Below are 16,679 nucleotides of genomic sequence, written 5' to 3' on the forward strand. Positions count from 1 at the left end.
TAATATTTAAATAAAAACCTTCTAAAATTATTAAATTAATTAGATTTTAGAAGGTTTTTTAGTTAAATTTCACTTGATATCTCCTGTAATGCTAGTTCTAATTGGTTTATACTACTTGAATGCATTCTTTTTAAACAAATATCATTTTTTTTACAGACTGCACAACATTTTTTAGATATTTTATGACTTACTGTCCCTGTAAACATCACTACAGCATCAACATTTTTAATCTTTTTATTAAAATTAGGTACATTTTCATTAAAAATTTTACATTTAAACCCATATTTTTTTGAAATATTTTTATATTCTCTTTCTATTCCTTTTATTCCACCTGCTATCACTATGCACATAAATTACACCTCACATTTATTTTGAATTTCAAAATTTTTATATTCAAAGTATAATACATTGTTTTAATTTTGTCAATATTCTTATTTAAAATTTGATTTTTGATTTCTTTTGAGGTAAATTAATAATATAGAAGTTTATTTTGTTAATAAAAAAGTATAACATTTAATTTTTATATATTATAAATTATTATTTTTTTCACAAAACAACATAAGGAGGTTTATTTTATGAAAATAATAACAAACGATATCAAAAAGGTATTAGATGAAATTCACAAATTAGAAAATGCTCTTGAAAAAGCTTATGCTGAAGAAAATCATATTCTAGTAAAAGAGTATACTAAAAAATTAGAAACATTAAATGAAGAATACGCTTCTCTTAGAAAAAACCGACATGACAAGATAAATGCATAATTTTTAAAGAGACTTAAATGTCTCTTTATTTTTATTTCAAAAAAATTCTTGACTTTTATAGTATATTATAGTATAAATTTAATATAACATATTTTTCTTATGCTATAAATAAGAAATTAAGGGGGGAGAATTTTGCAACTACCTACTAAAACAAAAACAGGGCTTAAAGCTTTAATATATATTGCTATGCAAAACGAAAAATATAGATGTAGTATTAAAGAGATCTCTGAAGAACTAAATATATCTAATAGATATCTCGAACAGATTTTTAGATATTTTAAAAAATCAAATATTTTAGAAGGAAGTAAAGGACCTAATGGTGGATATAAATTACTTAAAAAAGCAAATAAAATATCATTATATGAAATAATTTCTTTATTACAACCAGAATTAGTTAAAAAAGATATCTTTGAAAATAAAGATAAATATGAAACATCTATTAATATTACTTTATCAAAACCACTTGACGATTTAATTATCAGATTTTTAAAAAAGATATCCTTACAAGATTTGATAGATAATTTTAATTTAGAAGAAAACTATATGTATTATATTTAAGGAGGAAAAAATGATTTATAACAACATTTTAGAATTAATAGGAAAAACACCAATTGTAAAATTAAATAGTATTAATACTTTTGGAACAGAAATTTTAGTAAAATTAGAGTCTTTTAATCCAGGCGGAAGTGTAAAAGATAGAATTGCTAAAAATATGATTGAATCAGCTGAAAAACAAGGATTAATTAATAAAAACACCATGATAATAGAACCTACTAGTGGAAACACTGGAGTAGGACTTGCTATGACTGCTGCTGCAAAAGGATATAAACTTATTCTTACAATGCCTGATACAATGAGTATTGAAAGAAGAAATCTTTTAAAAGCTTATGGTGCTGAACTTGTTCTTACTGATGGAAAGCTTGGAATGAAAGGCGCTATTGACAAAGCTATTGAATTAAATGAAACTTATGAAAATTCAATAATTTTACAACAATTTGAAAATCCTGCAAATCCTGATGTACATAGAAAAACTACTGCTATTGAAATATTAGAAAACACTGAAAAAAATATTGATATTTTTGTAGCTGGTGTTGGTACTGGTGGGACTGTAACTGGTACTGGTGAAATATTAAAAAAAGAAATTCCAACTATAAAGGTTATTGCTGTAGAACCTGAAAATTCTGCTGTACTTTCTGGAAATGGCCCAGGACCACATAAAATTCAAGGTATTGGAGCTGGATTTATACCTAAAGTGTTAAATACAGATGTATTTGACGAAGTCATTCAAGTATCAAATGAAGAATCTTTTAAACACGCTAGATTATTAGCTCAAAAAGAAGGGATTTTAGCTGGAATTTCAAGTGGAGCTGCACTTGCTGCTGCTTTAAAATTAGCTCAAAAAGAAGAAAACAAAGGAAAAAAAATATTAGTAATATTACCTGACACTGGTGAAAGATATCTTTCAACTGGAATATTTGAATAAATGACAAAATAGAAAACAAGTCTCTATCTATTTGACAGAGACTTGTTTTTTTATATATAAATTTATCCCTTTAATTACTCTTTACTATACTCTACTTCTTTATTTCTTATAAATAAAAAATTTCCAAGTGCTAAAATTGCTACTATTATTCCTATCGGATATGCAATTTTTTCAGATATTTTAAATCCTTCTTTTGCTATTAAAATATATGTGATGATTACAGAAGTCATAAAAGTTGCTGGTATTGCTGCTATCAAATAATTTTTACCATTATTTTTTAAATAAACCGCTCCTGCCCATAATGCTATTGTTGCAAGAGTTTGATTTGACCATGCAAAATATCTCCATAGTATCGTAAAATCTACAAAACATAGTACAAGTCCAATTGAAAATAAAGGGATTGCTATTAAAAATCTATTTTTTACTGGCCCTTGTTTAAATTTTGTTGCATCCGCTATTGCAAGTCTTGCACTTCTAAAAGCTGTGTCACCAGAAGTTATTGGTGCCGCAACTACTCCAAGTAACGCCAATGCTCCTCCTATTTTCCCAAGTAGTGAATTTGATATTGTATTTACTACTACTGCTGCACTTCCTGCTGCAGCTAAATTTTTTGTACTTCCAAAGAATGCCATTGCCGCTGCTGCCCAGATTAATGCTACTATACCTTCAGCTACCATTGCTCCATAAAATACTTTTCTTCCCTCTCTTTCACTTGTAATACATCTAGCCATCATTGGTGATTGTGTAGCATGAAATCCTGATATTGCTCCACATGCTATTGTTACAAATAAATATGGAAATGGATTTAATGTTTTTGGATGTAAATTTTGTAATGTTAATTCTGGGATATGATAGCCTTTAAATATTATTCCGCCTGCTATTCCTATTCCCATTATAATTAACGAAGCTCCAAATATAGGATAAATTTTAGCTATTAATTTATCTATAGGAAGTACTGTAGCTATTAAATAATATATTATAATTATACCTACCCACCAAAATTTTCCTATTCCACTAAGATTTGCTAAAATTGCTGCAGGACCATTTATAAAAACTACTCCAACTAAAACTAATAATACCACTGAAAATACTCTCATAATTTGTTTTGCGTTATTTCCTAAATAAATACCTACTACTTCTCCAATTGTAGCGCCATCATGTTTTAATGATAACATTCCTGACATATAGTCATGAACTGCTCCTGCAAATATTGTTCCAAATACTATCCACAAAAATGCTATTGGTCCCCAAAGAGCACCTGCTATTGCTCCAAATATAGGCCCTAGTCCAGCAATATTTAAAAATTGTATTAAAAAAGCTCTTTTCCAATCAATTTCTACATAATCTACACCATCATTCATTCGTTTTGCTGGTGTATCTGCATCTGTTACTCCAAATACTTTTTCAACATATTTTCCATAAAAAATATATCCTAATATTAAAATAATTAATGAAATAAAAAATGTAAACATAAAAAAACCTCCTAAAAGAATTTGTAGTTGTTGCAATACAATAATACTTCTAAAAGGTTTTATTTTAAATATTTCCAACATAAAAAGTCATTTTTAAAACACAAATTGCATAATAATTACACTAAATCATATTCATAATAATTCTAAACTCTTTTATATTATTTCTGCTTACTAATACTTCTTCATCAAAATCTTTTATTTTTAATTTATATGTGTTATTAAACCAAGGAATTATTTCTTCTATTTTTTCTAAATTTACAATATATGATCTATGTGTTCTAAAAAATTTCTTTAAAGGAAGTTTTTCTTCAAAATCACTTATTTTTGATTTTGCAATATATATATTATGTTTAGTATAAATCTTACTTTCTCTCTCACATGCTTCTATAAAAAGAATTTCATCATAATCTAAAACATACATTTTTTCTTTAAACCATCCAACTACTCCATCTATTCCTCTATTTTTTTTCTCTTTTTTTTCATCTATTTCTTCATTATTAGTTAATTTCATTAAACATTTTATAATTGTTTCTTCAGAGTATGGTTTTAAAATATAATCATATGCTTTTACTCTAAATGCATCTATTGCATATTCTGCATAAGCAGTAATAAATACTATTTTTATATCATCATATAATCCTTTAATTATTTCTGCCAAACTCATTCCATCTATTCCAGGCATATTAATATCTAAAAATACTATATCTATTCTATAATCTTTTAAAAATTTTATTACTTCAAGCGGATTTTCAAATTCATCTAATATTTCAATATTACTAAATTCATTAATAAAATACTTCAACTCTTCTCTTGACGGAAATTCATCATCTACAATTATACAGTTCATTTTTCCCCCTTTATCTATATTTCAAATTTTATTTGTGTACCTTGAGTTAATCTATTTATTTCTATTTCATTATCATATATTAATTTTAATCTATGATATACATTATTTAATCCTATTTTACTTGATTCAATATTATTATTATGTATTTTTTCAATGATTTCTTTTTTTATTCCTACTCCATTATCAGTTACTTCTATATATATTTTATCTTTTTTATCTTTTATATATACCCAAACAGTATCTCCGATTCCAGATTCTATTATTCCATGTTTTATAGCATTTTCAACAAGTGGTTGTATTGTAAATGCAGGTATTTCTTTATTTAAAATACTTTCATCTATTTCATAAATTATATTTAATCTATTTCCAAATCTTGCTTTTTCTATATTTACATACGATTTTACATGCTCTATTTCCTTAGAAATTTTTACAAATTTTTCTCCCGCTTCTATATTATATCTAAAATATGTAGATAAATTTATTATTATCTCCCTTGCTTTTTCTGGATTTATTCTTACAAATGACGCTATTGTATTTAATGCATTAAATAAAAAATGCGGATTTATTTGAGCTTGTAATGCCTTTATTTCTGCTGTTTTAGCAGTTTTTTTTACATTTTCTAATTTACTAATTTCCATTTGTGTTGAAATCAGATTTGAAAGTCCCTCTACTAAATATTTTTGCTTTTCTGTCATTTGCTTTTCTGATGAAAAATATATTTTTATTGTTCCTATTATTTGATTTTCACTTTTCAATGGTGATATTATTGCTGATTTTATACTTTTTAAATGTTTTTCATTATAAATAAAATTTATCATATCTTCTTTTCTATCACAAATTAATGTTTTCCCAGTATATAGTACATCCTTAGTAGCTTTGCTTAATATTTTTTGATGCGTTATTGTAAATTCATCTTTTTTTGAAAAATATGATAAAATATTTTCTTTATCAGTAATTACAACTAAATCAGCATTTAAGGAATTTAAGACAGTAGCACATACTTTTCTAAGTGAACTATTATTTAATTCTCTAAAATATGGTAATGTTTTATTAGCAATTTCAAGAGCTAATTTAGCTTGTTCTCCTGCTACTCTGTCTTTTTCTTTTTTTATACTTTCTGTAATAAGAATAATTACAGATACTCCTACTGCATTTGCAAAAACCATAGGCACATATATATTTCGTACTATATCAAAAGCTTTTTCAAATGGTTTTGACAAGATTAAAATAAATGCCATACTTATATTTTCTACTAAAAATCCTCCTATAAATCCATATATATATCTATTTTGTAAATTAGATTTTTTATAAAAATATCCTCCTATAAATCCTCCTATTATTGTTGCTATCCCACATGGAATAGATGTTATCCCACCTATGTCAATTAATATTCTATGCAATCCTGCCATTATTCCAGCTAACATTCCTACAAGAGGTCCTCCTAAAAGTCCTGCTACTACTACTCCTATATTTCTAGTATTTGCTATAGCACCTTTATAATCTACACCTACATAAGTCCCTATTATTGCCATTGTCCCAAATATTAATGATAAAAATAATTTATCATACAATGAGAAATTATCTTTTTGCATAATTTTTTGAAAAATTTTAAGCTTTGATAAAAAAAATGCTATTGCTATTACATATCCCAAATTATTTAACAAATGACTAAATAATATTAACATAATACCTCCTACATATAAAATAAAAATGCTCCATTTCTTTTTTTATCTTTATCTTTTCTAAACGAAAAATAATTATCATCATAAGTACATTTTTCACTAATAATCATATCTTTTATTCCTAAATTTTTCAATAGATTATAATTAAATTTTTTATTATCAAAATATATTTTATTATTTTTTTCTAAAAAGACATTTTTAAGTGTGTTTTTATCAAATTTCATTATAAACTGTTCTCTAAAATCTTTTTGTACTTCATAATTTAATGCACTTATTCCAGGACCAATAGCTATTAATAAATTGTCTTTTCTACTGTTAAATTTCTTTTCTAATAAATAAACAGAAGATTTTACTATTTCTTGATAACTTCCTTTCCAACCACTATGCAAAAGAGAAATTATATTATTTTTCTTATCTAAAATATATATTGGTAAACAATCTGCATGTAATGTAAATAATACAACATTCTCTAAATTTGTAATAAATCCATCAATATTTTCATAATAATTTTCTTTAGTATCCGTTATTATTTTTATATTTTTTGAATGTGTTTGTTTTGCATAAATAATTTCTTTTTTTATCCCTTGTTTTTTTAAAAAAAAACTTCTATTTTTTATATTTTCAAATGACATATCACCATCATTTTTATCTGAAAATATAGCTTTCACTCCGTAATCTTGAAATTTTTTAAATTCAATCATAATATTAGCTTCTCCTCATTAATTTTAAAAATTTTTTTAACCATTTTATTAAAATTCAAAAAAATTAATTAATTTTTTAAAAATACTTTTTTTTATATCTGCTCTATTAGTATTTTGTTTTTTAGATAAATCATTAATATCTTTATTAAATTTAGTATTTTCTTCTCCTCTTTTTAATAAATATTCACTAAGTATATCCAAAATAGCTTTATCATTTTCTATTATTTTTCTAAATGTCATTTTATCAAGAACTAACAATTCTAAATCTGTTGTAGCTACTACTGTCGCATTTCTTTTGTTACCTGTAAGCAAAGACATCTCACCAAAAAAATCGCCTTTTTTCAAATTTGCTATTTTTCTATTATTAATAAATATATCTACTATTCCTGATTGAATAATAAAAAATGAATCCCCTTCTTCACCTTCTTTAACAATTATTTCTCCTTTTCCATATCTTAAAACTCTTATTTTTTTGCTTAATTCATTTTTACTTTTTTCTGATAAACTTTTTAAAAATTCTATTTTATTAATTAAAACTTTTCTATTTTCGAACTCCTGTTTATTTTCTTCTTTAACATCTTTAATTATTTCTATATTTTCTCTTACTGGAAAAGGTATTTTAATCCCATTTCTTAAAAAACTATACCAAATTTCTCTATAAATATCTGTTTTTATACTCCATCTATTCAAATAATCATCTACTACCCATATTCTTAATATATAATCAATTGAAAAATCTCCGTATTGTCTTATCAAAACTTCTGGTAATGGATCTTTTAATACTTTTTTATTATTTTTAGCTATTTCCAGTAAAACTTTTATTACTTTATTAGGTGGATCATTATATGAAGTTCCTATTTCTATATCTATTCTATATTTTGATTTTCTATAATAATTAATAAATTTATCTTTTAATAAAATACTATTTGGAATACTTACTACTCCACCACCAAACTTTGTAATTTTTGTAGACCTCCAATCAGTATCATTAACCTTTCCTTCAATATTATCTACTACAACACTGTCTCCTCTTTTAAAATTTTTTTCAGAAGTCAAAACTATTCCCGCTATAAAATTGGTTAATGTATCTTGAAGAGCAAGACCTATTACTGCTGAAAGAATTGCTGACGTTGTTAAAAATGGTGTTAAATTAATATTATAATATTTTTTTAATGCAAAGAAAAAACTTACTATAAAAATAACTATTAAAATTACACTTCTTAATAATTTAGGTATTTCAAAATGTATAATTTTATAAGAAGTTTCATCTAAAAATATACCTAAAATTTTTATTACTAAAAATGTAACTGTTATAAAATATAATCCTATTGTTTTATTATTGAAATCAAACAAATACTCAAACCCTTCTCTTAATATTACTAAAATTAAAATAAAAAACAAATATGTATTTAATTTTTTAAAATTTTTTATTATTCTTTTTGATAAAAACATAAGAAAAATAAAAAAAAGAATTATTATTAATAAAATATCTCCTTTAATTCCCATAATTACCACCTAATTTATTAATTTTTTTTTAATTTTGCCGATATTATAAATATATAATTATAATATACTCTTATTGTAACTGATAATTTAATATACTTCAATATTTATTTTAGGAGGTTTTTATGCTAATAAATACTGAGTTTAATTATAAAGAAATAAAAAAATTCTTTATAGAAAATATCGATAAAAATATCCATTTTGAAAATTTAAATTTTTTAAATAATGATTTAAATAGTCGTTTTATTTTTGATTCTAATACTTCTACTATTGATGATATTAGTTTCATTGAAATAAATAATTATAAAATAATTAATTTATATTTTAAAATAATTGATTCTTCTAATTCTTATTTACAATTCATATTTGAAAACGACATTTTTAACAATTGCTATTTATTCACAACCATAAATACTATATATCCTTCTGAAAAAAAAGAGTGGATCTATTGGCTTGGAAATGAACATATTACTGGTATCATAAATGATGATATTTTTATACTTGAAGACACTCCCTTAGAAAAAACTGTTACTACACTTTATAAAATAGTTAAAAAAATATTCCCAAATTTTAATAATTTCACAAATGTAAATTTTAATAATTCTGATTCTAATGTTTCTACAAATTTACTTCATTTAATCTCTTCTGAATTAGGTATTAGTATCAAAGAAGTATTTTCAAAATTTAATACAGCTATTTCTTCTATAGATTGGATTATTGATTTACTTTTAAACGAATCCGAAGCTGAATTTTATATAATACTATCAGAAGGTGACTTAGAATCTGAATATAAAAAATTATCCTATTTTGAAAAATTAAAATATATTGAAAAATCAAAAAACAAAGAGAATTCAAATATAAAAAAAGAGAGTATGATTTTTTACAGAGATGTTGAAAACGAATTTTATTCAAAAGAATATATAAAATTAACTATTAATCATGAGAAATTTTCTCCAAATATAAGCATTGATATAGGTATTCCACTTTCTACATCTGATATAAAACTTTTATAACTACCAAATAATTTGGTAGTTATATTTTTATTGTTGACAAACCGACTGTTCTGTATTATAAATATATTGAGGTGATTTTATGAAAGTAACAACACGTCAGTTAATTATAACTACATTTTATAAATTAATAGCCAAAAAAGGCTATGATAAAGCTAGCTTAAATGACTTGGTAAAAGAAACTGGCTTATCAAAAGGTGCTATTTATCATTATTTTAATACCAAAGATGATATATTTATTGCTACAATTGAGTTTTTATTCGAATCAATGATGCGCTTTGATTTTTTAGATATTGATAACATTACAAAAAAAAATTATAAATTAATACTAAAAAATATTGGTAATAATATTTTAAATTTTGGACAAGTTGACCCTTATTATTCAAGATTTCAATTTGAATTTATAAATCAAGCATTTAGAATAGCAATAGTAAAAGATTATTTAATAAAATTTCTTCAAAAGTATCTAGAATTTTTCAATTCTTTTTTTGATCACCTTTATAAAAAAAATATTATTTCAAAGAAAAAAGATCATGAAATAATTAAACAATTATTTTTTATGATGCTTGATTCTATGGTCTTATATAAAACATTAGATATACCTTTTAATTTTGAAAAAAATTGGGAAAAATTTATAGATTTAATTTTAAATGAGGAGGATTAAAATGCTTGAAAAGTTAGGGAAATTTGTCATAAAAAAATATCGTTTAGTTTTATTATTTAGTTTCATTATCACAGTTATTTCAATATTTTTTATTACAAAATTAAAAATGAATATGCAATTTATGGATTTACTTCCTAAAAATGACAATTCAGTTATTATTTATAAAAAAGCTCTTAAAAATTTTAATAGTTTAGATTCTATAATTGTCGGAATTAAAGGGAACAATAAAAATGATATTGAAAAATTTTTAAATGATGTCCCTAAAACATTGGAACAATGGAATGAAATAAAAAGTATAAATTATGCTCAAAATGATGAATTCCTTTTAAAAAATGGACTTATTACACTCAAAGAAAAAGATTTAAAAGATTTAGTGCCTCTTCTTTCTTCTAATTCTATAGCTGAATTCATAAAAAGTTCTAATGATAATTTTGAAAAAACATACATAAATTCATCTGATTCAGAAAAAATTAATAAAAATAGTAACAAAATAATTTTTTTGCTTAATTTTTTAAAAGACTTTTTAACAAAAGCAAATAACGGAACCTTAAATAATAAAGATACAAAAAGATTTTTTAGAGGAAATAAATATTTCATTTCTCCTGATAACACTTTAGGTATATTTATAATTAAATCTGCTATAAGTATAGATGATATTATTGAAGTTACAAATTTTATCAACAAATTAGAAGCTTATCTAAATAAAGAAGGAAAAAAATATAATGTTTCTACTTCGCTTACTGGTTCTCAAGTAATTTCAAGAGATGAAATGATAGTTAGTACAAAAGATATGAACCTTACTTCTACTTTATCAATAATCCTTATGCTTTTATTATTTATTATTTCATTTAAACTAATACGTTATTCTTTTCTCGCTATTATCCCTTTAATAATGGGAATTATATGGTCAATGGGAATAACTTATTTGATATTTGGTTCATTAAATATGTTAACTGCTATGATGGGTGCTATTTTAATTGGACTTGGAATTGATTATTCAATACATATTATATCTGTTTTTTTAGATGAAAAAAAATCAAAGGAAAACTTAGAAACAAACTTACTTAATGTATATAAAAAAGTAATAAGAGGTATTATTACTGGTTCTATTACTACTAGTATAGGTTTTATAATGTTTAGTTTTAGCAAGTTTCCTGGGTTCAAAGAATTTGGTATTGTCCTAGGAATAGGTATTATTTGTACTCTATTAGCTGCTATTTTTACACTTCCCGCATTACTTATGGTATTTGGTAAAAAAAAATTAAAAGTCAAAACTAATAAACCTATTTATATCTTGGAAAAATTGGAAATTCCAGTAATTAAATATAAATATATTACTTTAATCATTTTAATAATAATAATTTCCATTTTATCTATTAAATCTACAAATTTTAAATTTGAAAAAGATATGATGAAAATAGAAGCTAAAGGATTGAAAAGTATAGCATTAAATAAAGAAATTATAAAAAAATTTGATTTTACTTCTGATAACTCCATTATAATTAATAAAAATTTAAAAGAAGCTCAATCTAATTATGAAAAACTTGATAAACTAGCTAGCGTCGGTGAAATTTCTTCTATTGCACAATATCTGCCTTCTATTGAAAAACAAAATAAAAGATTAGCTATTATAAAAAATATCAAAAAAAGCTCTTTAATAAAAGTTGACAATAATATTTATGAAGATAAGCTTATTGAAGAGCTTTATAGGTTAGAAAATAATATTATTGAACTTTCTGACCTTAGCTATGTAAGTGGAGACATAAAAATAACTAATAAATGTGATGAGTTTATTAACTCAAATATAATATCAAATATTATTGATAATCTAGACTCTAAAAATATTCAAAAATCTCAAATAAACTTTTTTAAATCACTTAAAACCCTTATATTAAATCATAACGAAAATATAATTACATTAAACGATATTCCAAATAGTATAAAAAATGAATTTGTTGGTAAAAATAATGAATTTATAACTACAATTTATCCTAAACACGACTTATGGAATGAAGATTTTCAAAAAAAATTTTTAACTGAAATAGATAATGTTAATAAAAATAATAGTGGTACCGCTAAAATATTTATTAAAGTTGTTGAAGCCGAAAAAACTGAAGGAAAAAAAGTTCTTATTTATACTGTTATTGCTATATTTATAGTTTTATTATTTGATTTAAAAAGTTTTAAATATGCAATATTTGCACTTCTTCCTATGCTTATAACTATACTTGCTATATTAGGAATAATGGGATGGACTGGTTTTAAATTTGATGTTGTAAATATCATTGGTATTCCATTAATTATTGGTATAGGTGTTGATGATGGTGTTCATTTAATTCACCGATATTTGCAGGAAAAAGATTTATTAATTACATTTAGAAGTACTGGAAAAGCTATTACACTAACTACTCTTACCACTGTATTTGCCTTTGGTACTCTAATGTTTGCAAAATATCGTGGCTTTATTGGTTTTGGGTTTTTACTCAGTTTAGGAGTAACTCTTGCATATTTATTTACTTTATTTTTACTAGTTTCATTAATTGCTATCTTCGATAAAATAACATTTAAATAGGAGGCTTTAAAATGAAAAAATTTATTTTTATGTTTCTAATAATATTTTCAATAACTACCTTTTCTAAAACAACTATAAATGAAATATTAAAAAATATTAAAAAAAACAATAATTATAATAGTAGTTTTCAAATATCTACTATGAAAATAGAAAAAAATGGAAAAATAACATCTAGTATGATTTTTGAGTCATATTCAAAAAAAATAAATAATAATACTTTCCAATTAATGAAATTTACTTCTCCAAGTAGATTAACGGGTACATCTATACTTTCCAAAAATGGAAATACATGGTATTATAATAAAAGAACAAATAGAGTAAGACTTTTATCTAAAAGTGCGAAAAATGGAAACCTTATGGGCTCTAGTTTTTCATATGATGATATGGATTTTGATTATGAAAAAGATTTTAACTCTATTTTATTAAAAGAAGATAAAAAGTATTATTATTTAAAATTAGTTCCAATAGATAAAAATAAAAAGTATAGTTATATTATTTCCAAAGTAAATAAATTTAATTTCACCGAAGAATTGATAGAATATTATGATAAAAATAATTTTTTATACAAAAAATTAGAAATAAATGATTATACTAAAAAAGGTAATTATTTAATTCCTAAAACTATGAAAATGACTGATATTATAAATAATAAATCTACATATATTATTTCTGATATCTCTACAATAAAATTAAATATAAATATTAAAAATACTTTATTCTCAGAAAAAAACTTAAAAAAATAAGGAGCGTTAAAAATGAAGAAAAAAATAATTTTATTATCAGTATTTATGTTAATTTTTTTTAATGGTTTTGCTACTACTTCTCTTAAAACAAAATTAACAATAAATAATTCAAAAATTAAAAATTTAGAAAGCACCTCAAATAGTAAAGCTAAGTTTTTTCTTTATAACGATGATTTTGAAAACAGTTTAATTGATATTGAATATTCATTGTATACAGAAAATAATTCAAAAAATAATAAAAATTCTCTTGATTTAGCAAGAATAAAATTAGTTCAAAACAATATAGAAATTATTTTTGGAAAAACTAGATTAGGTTGGGGACAAGGTTTTAATTTTAATCCTATTGATATTTTCAATGAAACTCCTGCAGGATCTGCATTTGATTCTAATTATGAAAAAGAAGCTAGAAATAGTATAACTTTTACTAGTTACTTACAAAATGATGATAGCTTAGAGTTTGTTTACGCTGGGAATTATAATAATAATTCTATTTCTAAAGATATCGAATATGGAATAAGATATAAACAATTTATATTTAATACTGATTTTGAATTTATATATGCAAAAAGAGGTAAAGAACTAAAACCTTATGAAACATTAATTCCTAGTGATATATATGGTGCTTCTATTAAAACAACTATTCCTTATATTAATTATGGGTATTGGATAGAAGGAAACTATAGTGCAGCTGATAATATTTATACTTTTATTACAGGTATCGATAATTATTTTTGGGAAAATTATTATTTCAATATTGAATATTATCAAAATGGGTATGGAAAATCAGATAAAAATTTTTATGACAACAATGATTTAAACAAAATAAATTATAATATACCAATCGGAACAGATTATTTGATTCCATCATTCAAATACGAAATGAATGAATTATTTTCTACTACATTTTTTTCATTTATAAATATAAATGACCGTAGTTTTACTATTGGAAATAGCAGTGATTATTATTATAATGATTTAATTAGTTTTAATCTTACTGAATTTTTCTTTAATGGAGAAAAAAATAGTGAATATTATTTAACAAAATCTACTTATGGAGATTATGGAATTTCTTTTACAATAACAGCAGACTTTTAAAATTATTAATTAAAACTGTTAATGTATTTGACATTTTTTAATTAATAAAGTAAAATATATCAAAATTTAATATCACGGTTGAAGATATAGGGAGAGAACCATAATTTTGGTCACCGAAGAAGTAATACTTTCAGGTAAAAGAACCTATATTGGACGAACCTCTGGAGAGATCCAAAAGGACACCGAAGGAGTAACGCTCTCAGGTAAAAGGACAGAGGATATTTTTAAATTAGTTATTTTTAAAAATATCTTTTCTTTTTATTTGGCAGTTTTTTAACTGCTTTTTTTTATAGGCAAATAACTTTAATATATTTTAGGAGGAATCACTATGCAAGGAAAAATAGTTATAACTGTAATTGGCGATGATAAAGTAGGAATAGTTTCTGAAGTATCATTAAAACTTAAAGAATTAAAGTGTAATATTATCGATATTTCTCAAACAATTTTTGAAAACGAAATTTTTGCTATGATTATGTTAGTTGAAATAAAAGATTCTACTTTTGATTTTAATAAAATAAAAGAAAAATTAAAATTATTAGAAGAAAAAATAGGTGTAAAAGTTTATGTTCAACATGAAGATATTTTTAAAGCTATGCATAAAATTTAATAAATTTATTTAGGAGGCAAAAATGCACATTTTAGCAAATTCAAATGAAATATTAGAAACAATTAAAATGGTTGATATGCAAAATCTCGATATAAGAACTGTTACATTAGGTATTAGTTTACTTGATTGCATAAATAGTGACCATAAAAAAACTTGCGAAAATATATATAATAAAATATTAAAATATGGAAAAAATTTAGTAAATATAGCTGATGCCGTCTCAAATAAATACGGCGTTCCTATTGTAAATAAAAGAGTTTCTGTTACTCCAATTTCAATAATTGCTGGTGCTACTGATGCTGAGGATTATACTGTCTTTGCAGAAACTTTAGATAAAGCTGCAAAAGATATTGGAGTAGATTTTATTGGTGGATTTTCTGCTCTTGTAGAAAAAGGATTTACAGAAAGCGACTTAAAATTAATAAATTCTATTCCTAATGCTCTGACTGTTACCGAAAGAGTTTGTTCCTCTGTAAATGTAGGATCTACAAAAGCTGGAATAAATCTTGATGCTGTTAAAATGCTTGGTAAAACAGTAAAAGATTTAGCTTATAATACAAAAGAAAAAGATGGATTGGGTGCTGCAAAATTTGTTGTATTTACAAATGCTGTAAGTGATAACCCCTTTATGGCTGGTGCTTTTCACGGAGTTGGTGAAGGTGAAGTTGTATTAAATTTAGGAATTAGTGGACCTGGCGTTGTAAGAGCAGCTCTTAATAAAATAGATAAAAAAGCTGATATTAGCGTAATTACTGAAGAAATAAAAAAAATAAGTTTTAAAATAACAAGAATGGGAGAATTAGTAGGAAAAGAAGTTGCTAAAAATCTTGGTGTTGAATTTGGAATAATTGATCTATCACTTGCTCCTACTCCTGCAATTGGGGATAGTGTAGGTAATATTCTAGAAGAATTTGGATTAGAGTCTGTAGGTGCTTATGGAACTACTTTAGCTCTTGCTATTTTGAATGACGCAGTGAAAAAAGGTGGTGCTATGGCTGCTACTAGAGTTGGGGGATTAACTGGTGCTTTTATCCCTGTAAGTGAAGATCAAGGAATGATTGCTGCTGCTAGTAAAGGTTATCTTACTTTAGAAAAACTTGAAGCTATGACTTGTGTTTGTTCTGTTGGTTTAGATATGATAGCAATACCTGGTGATACTCCTGATTATGTTATATCTGGCCTTATAGCTGATGAAATGGCGATAGGAATGGTAAATAACAAAACAACTGCTGTTAGAGTTATCCCTGTTCCTGGAAAAAATGTTGGTGATAGAGTAGTCTTTGGGGGGCTTTTAGGTGAAGCTGATATTATGCCTATAAATTCTCTAAATTGTTCTACTTTAATTAATAGAGGTGGTAAAGTATCTCCTCCTATACAAGCAATGAAAAATTAATTTTTTTATATTGAGTGTATTAACTTTCGTATACACTCAATATTTTTTATTGGAACATTGTATAATTAATTGCACAAATAAATAAAAAAAAAGACACATCTAATAAGAATCTATGCTAAAATGTTGAATCACTAAAAACAATATTT

Annotated in this window: 16 protein-coding genes and 2 riboswitches; of the genes, 10 read left to right on the forward strand and 6 right to left on the reverse strand. The window is 23.8% G+C overall.

Annotated elements, in window-relative coordinates; genetic code table 11:
- Positions 1 to 62: 62 nt before the first annotated feature.
- Positions 63 to 350, reverse strand: a complete 288-nt coding sequence (locus tag EV215_RS04730; protein ID WP_134112841.1) for a DUF2325 domain-containing protein — start codon at positions 348 to 350, stop codon at positions 63 to 65.
- Between the two features lie 225 nt (positions 351 to 575).
- Here EV215_RS04730 and EV215_RS04735 point away from each other — a divergent pair, with 225 nt between their 5' ends.
- From EV215_RS04735 to cysK, 3 genes are all read left to right on the forward strand, one after another.
- Positions 576 to 761: a hypothetical protein gene (locus EV215_RS04735; protein WP_134112842.1), complete on the forward strand. Its 186-nt coding sequence runs from the start codon at positions 576 to 578 to the stop codon at positions 759 to 761.
- Between the two features lie 132 nt (positions 762 to 893).
- Positions 894 to 1,319 (forward strand): RrF2 family transcriptional regulator, encoded by a 426-nt coding sequence (locus tag EV215_RS04740; protein WP_166667349.1) that lies wholly within the window; start codon positions 894 to 896, stop codon positions 1,317 to 1,319.
- A gap of 10 nt (positions 1,320 to 1,329) precedes the next feature.
- Positions 1,330 to 2,244 (forward strand): cysteine synthase A, encoded by a 915-nt coding sequence (gene cysK, locus EV215_RS04745; protein ID WP_134112844.1) that lies wholly within the window; start codon positions 1,330 to 1,332, stop codon positions 2,242 to 2,244.
- A gap of 74 nt (positions 2,245 to 2,318) precedes the next feature.
- Here the strand turns inward: cysK and EV215_RS04750 are convergent, their stop codons facing one another.
- The 5 genes from EV215_RS04750 to EV215_RS04770 form a co-directional block, all read right to left on the reverse strand.
- Positions 2,319 to 3,716, reverse strand: a complete 1,398-nt coding sequence (locus EV215_RS04750; RefSeq protein ID WP_134112845.1) for a carbon starvation CstA family protein — start codon at positions 3,714 to 3,716, stop codon at positions 2,319 to 2,321.
- A gap of 121 nt (positions 3,717 to 3,837) precedes the next feature.
- A complete protein-coding gene (locus tag EV215_RS04755; RefSeq protein WP_134112846.1) occupies positions 3,838 to 4,563 on the reverse strand; it encodes a LytR/AlgR family response regulator transcription factor in 726 nt (241 codons plus the stop codon).
- A gap of 14 nt (positions 4,564 to 4,577) precedes the next feature.
- Positions 4,578 to 6,248, reverse strand: coding sequence for a sensor histidine kinase (locus tag EV215_RS04760; RefSeq protein WP_134112847.1), 1,671 nt, complete (start codon positions 6,246 to 6,248; stop codon positions 4,578 to 4,580).
- An 8-nt stretch (positions 6,249 to 6,256) separates the two neighbouring features.
- On the reverse strand, positions 6,257 to 6,946 hold the full coding sequence (gene pgeF, locus EV215_RS04765; RefSeq protein WP_134112848.1) for a peptidoglycan editing factor PgeF: 690 nt from the start codon (positions 6,944 to 6,946) through the stop codon (positions 6,257 to 6,259).
- Between the two features lie 48 nt (positions 6,947 to 6,994).
- Positions 6,995 to 8,452 (reverse strand): mechanosensitive ion channel family protein, encoded by a 1,458-nt coding sequence (locus EV215_RS04770; protein WP_134112849.1) that lies wholly within the window; start codon positions 8,450 to 8,452, stop codon positions 6,995 to 6,997.
- Between the two features lie 122 nt (positions 8,453 to 8,574).
- Here EV215_RS04770 and EV215_RS04775 point away from each other — a divergent pair, with 122 nt between their 5' ends.
- From EV215_RS04775 to EV215_RS04805, 7 genes are all read left to right on the forward strand, one after another.
- Complete coding sequence (locus EV215_RS04775) at positions 8,575 to 9,462, forward strand: hypothetical protein (RefSeq protein WP_134112850.1); 888 nt, start codon at positions 8,575 to 8,577, stop codon at positions 9,460 to 9,462.
- Positions 9,463 to 9,541: 79 nt separating this feature from the next.
- Complete coding sequence (locus tag EV215_RS04780) at positions 9,542 to 10,123, forward strand: TetR/AcrR family transcriptional regulator (protein WP_134112851.1); 582 nt, start codon at positions 9,542 to 9,544, stop codon at positions 10,121 to 10,123.
- A 1-nt stretch (position 10,124) separates the two neighbouring features.
- Positions 10,125 to 12,695: an efflux RND transporter permease subunit gene (locus EV215_RS04785; RefSeq protein ID WP_166667350.1), complete on the forward strand. Its 2,571-nt coding sequence runs from the start codon at positions 10,125 to 10,127 to the stop codon at positions 12,693 to 12,695.
- An 11-nt stretch (positions 12,696 to 12,706) separates the two neighbouring features.
- On the forward strand, positions 12,707 to 13,438 hold the full coding sequence (locus EV215_RS04790) for an outer membrane lipoprotein-sorting protein (RefSeq protein WP_134112853.1): 732 nt from the start codon (positions 12,707 to 12,709) through the stop codon (positions 13,436 to 13,438).
- A 12-nt stretch (positions 13,439 to 13,450) separates the two neighbouring features.
- A complete protein-coding gene (locus EV215_RS04795) occupies positions 13,451 to 14,533 on the forward strand; it encodes a hypothetical protein (RefSeq protein ID WP_134112854.1) in 1,083 nt (360 codons plus the stop codon).
- A 78-nt stretch (positions 14,534 to 14,611) separates the two neighbouring features.
- A riboswitch (glycine riboswitch) is annotated at positions 14,612 to 14,689 on the forward strand.
- Between the two features lie 2 nt (positions 14,690 to 14,691).
- Positions 14,692 to 14,751: riboswitch (glycine riboswitch) on the forward strand.
- Positions 14,752 to 14,861: 110 nt separating this feature from the next.
- Positions 14,862 to 15,140: an ACT domain-containing protein gene (locus tag EV215_RS04800; protein WP_134112855.1), complete on the forward strand. Its 279-nt coding sequence runs from the start codon at positions 14,862 to 14,864 to the stop codon at positions 15,138 to 15,140.
- Between the two features lie 22 nt (positions 15,141 to 15,162).
- Positions 15,163 to 16,533 (forward strand): PFL family protein, encoded by a 1,371-nt coding sequence (locus EV215_RS04805; RefSeq protein WP_134112856.1) that lies wholly within the window; start codon positions 15,163 to 15,165, stop codon positions 16,531 to 16,533.
- The last annotated feature ends 146 nt before the right edge of the window (positions 16,534 to 16,679 follow it).

Origin of the sequence: Hypnocyclicus thermotrophus, from assembly GCF_004365575.1 — a bacterium.
GTDB classification, from domain to species: Bacteria; Fusobacteriota; Fusobacteriia; order Fusobacteriales; family Fusobacteriaceae; genus Hypnocyclicus; species Hypnocyclicus thermotrophus.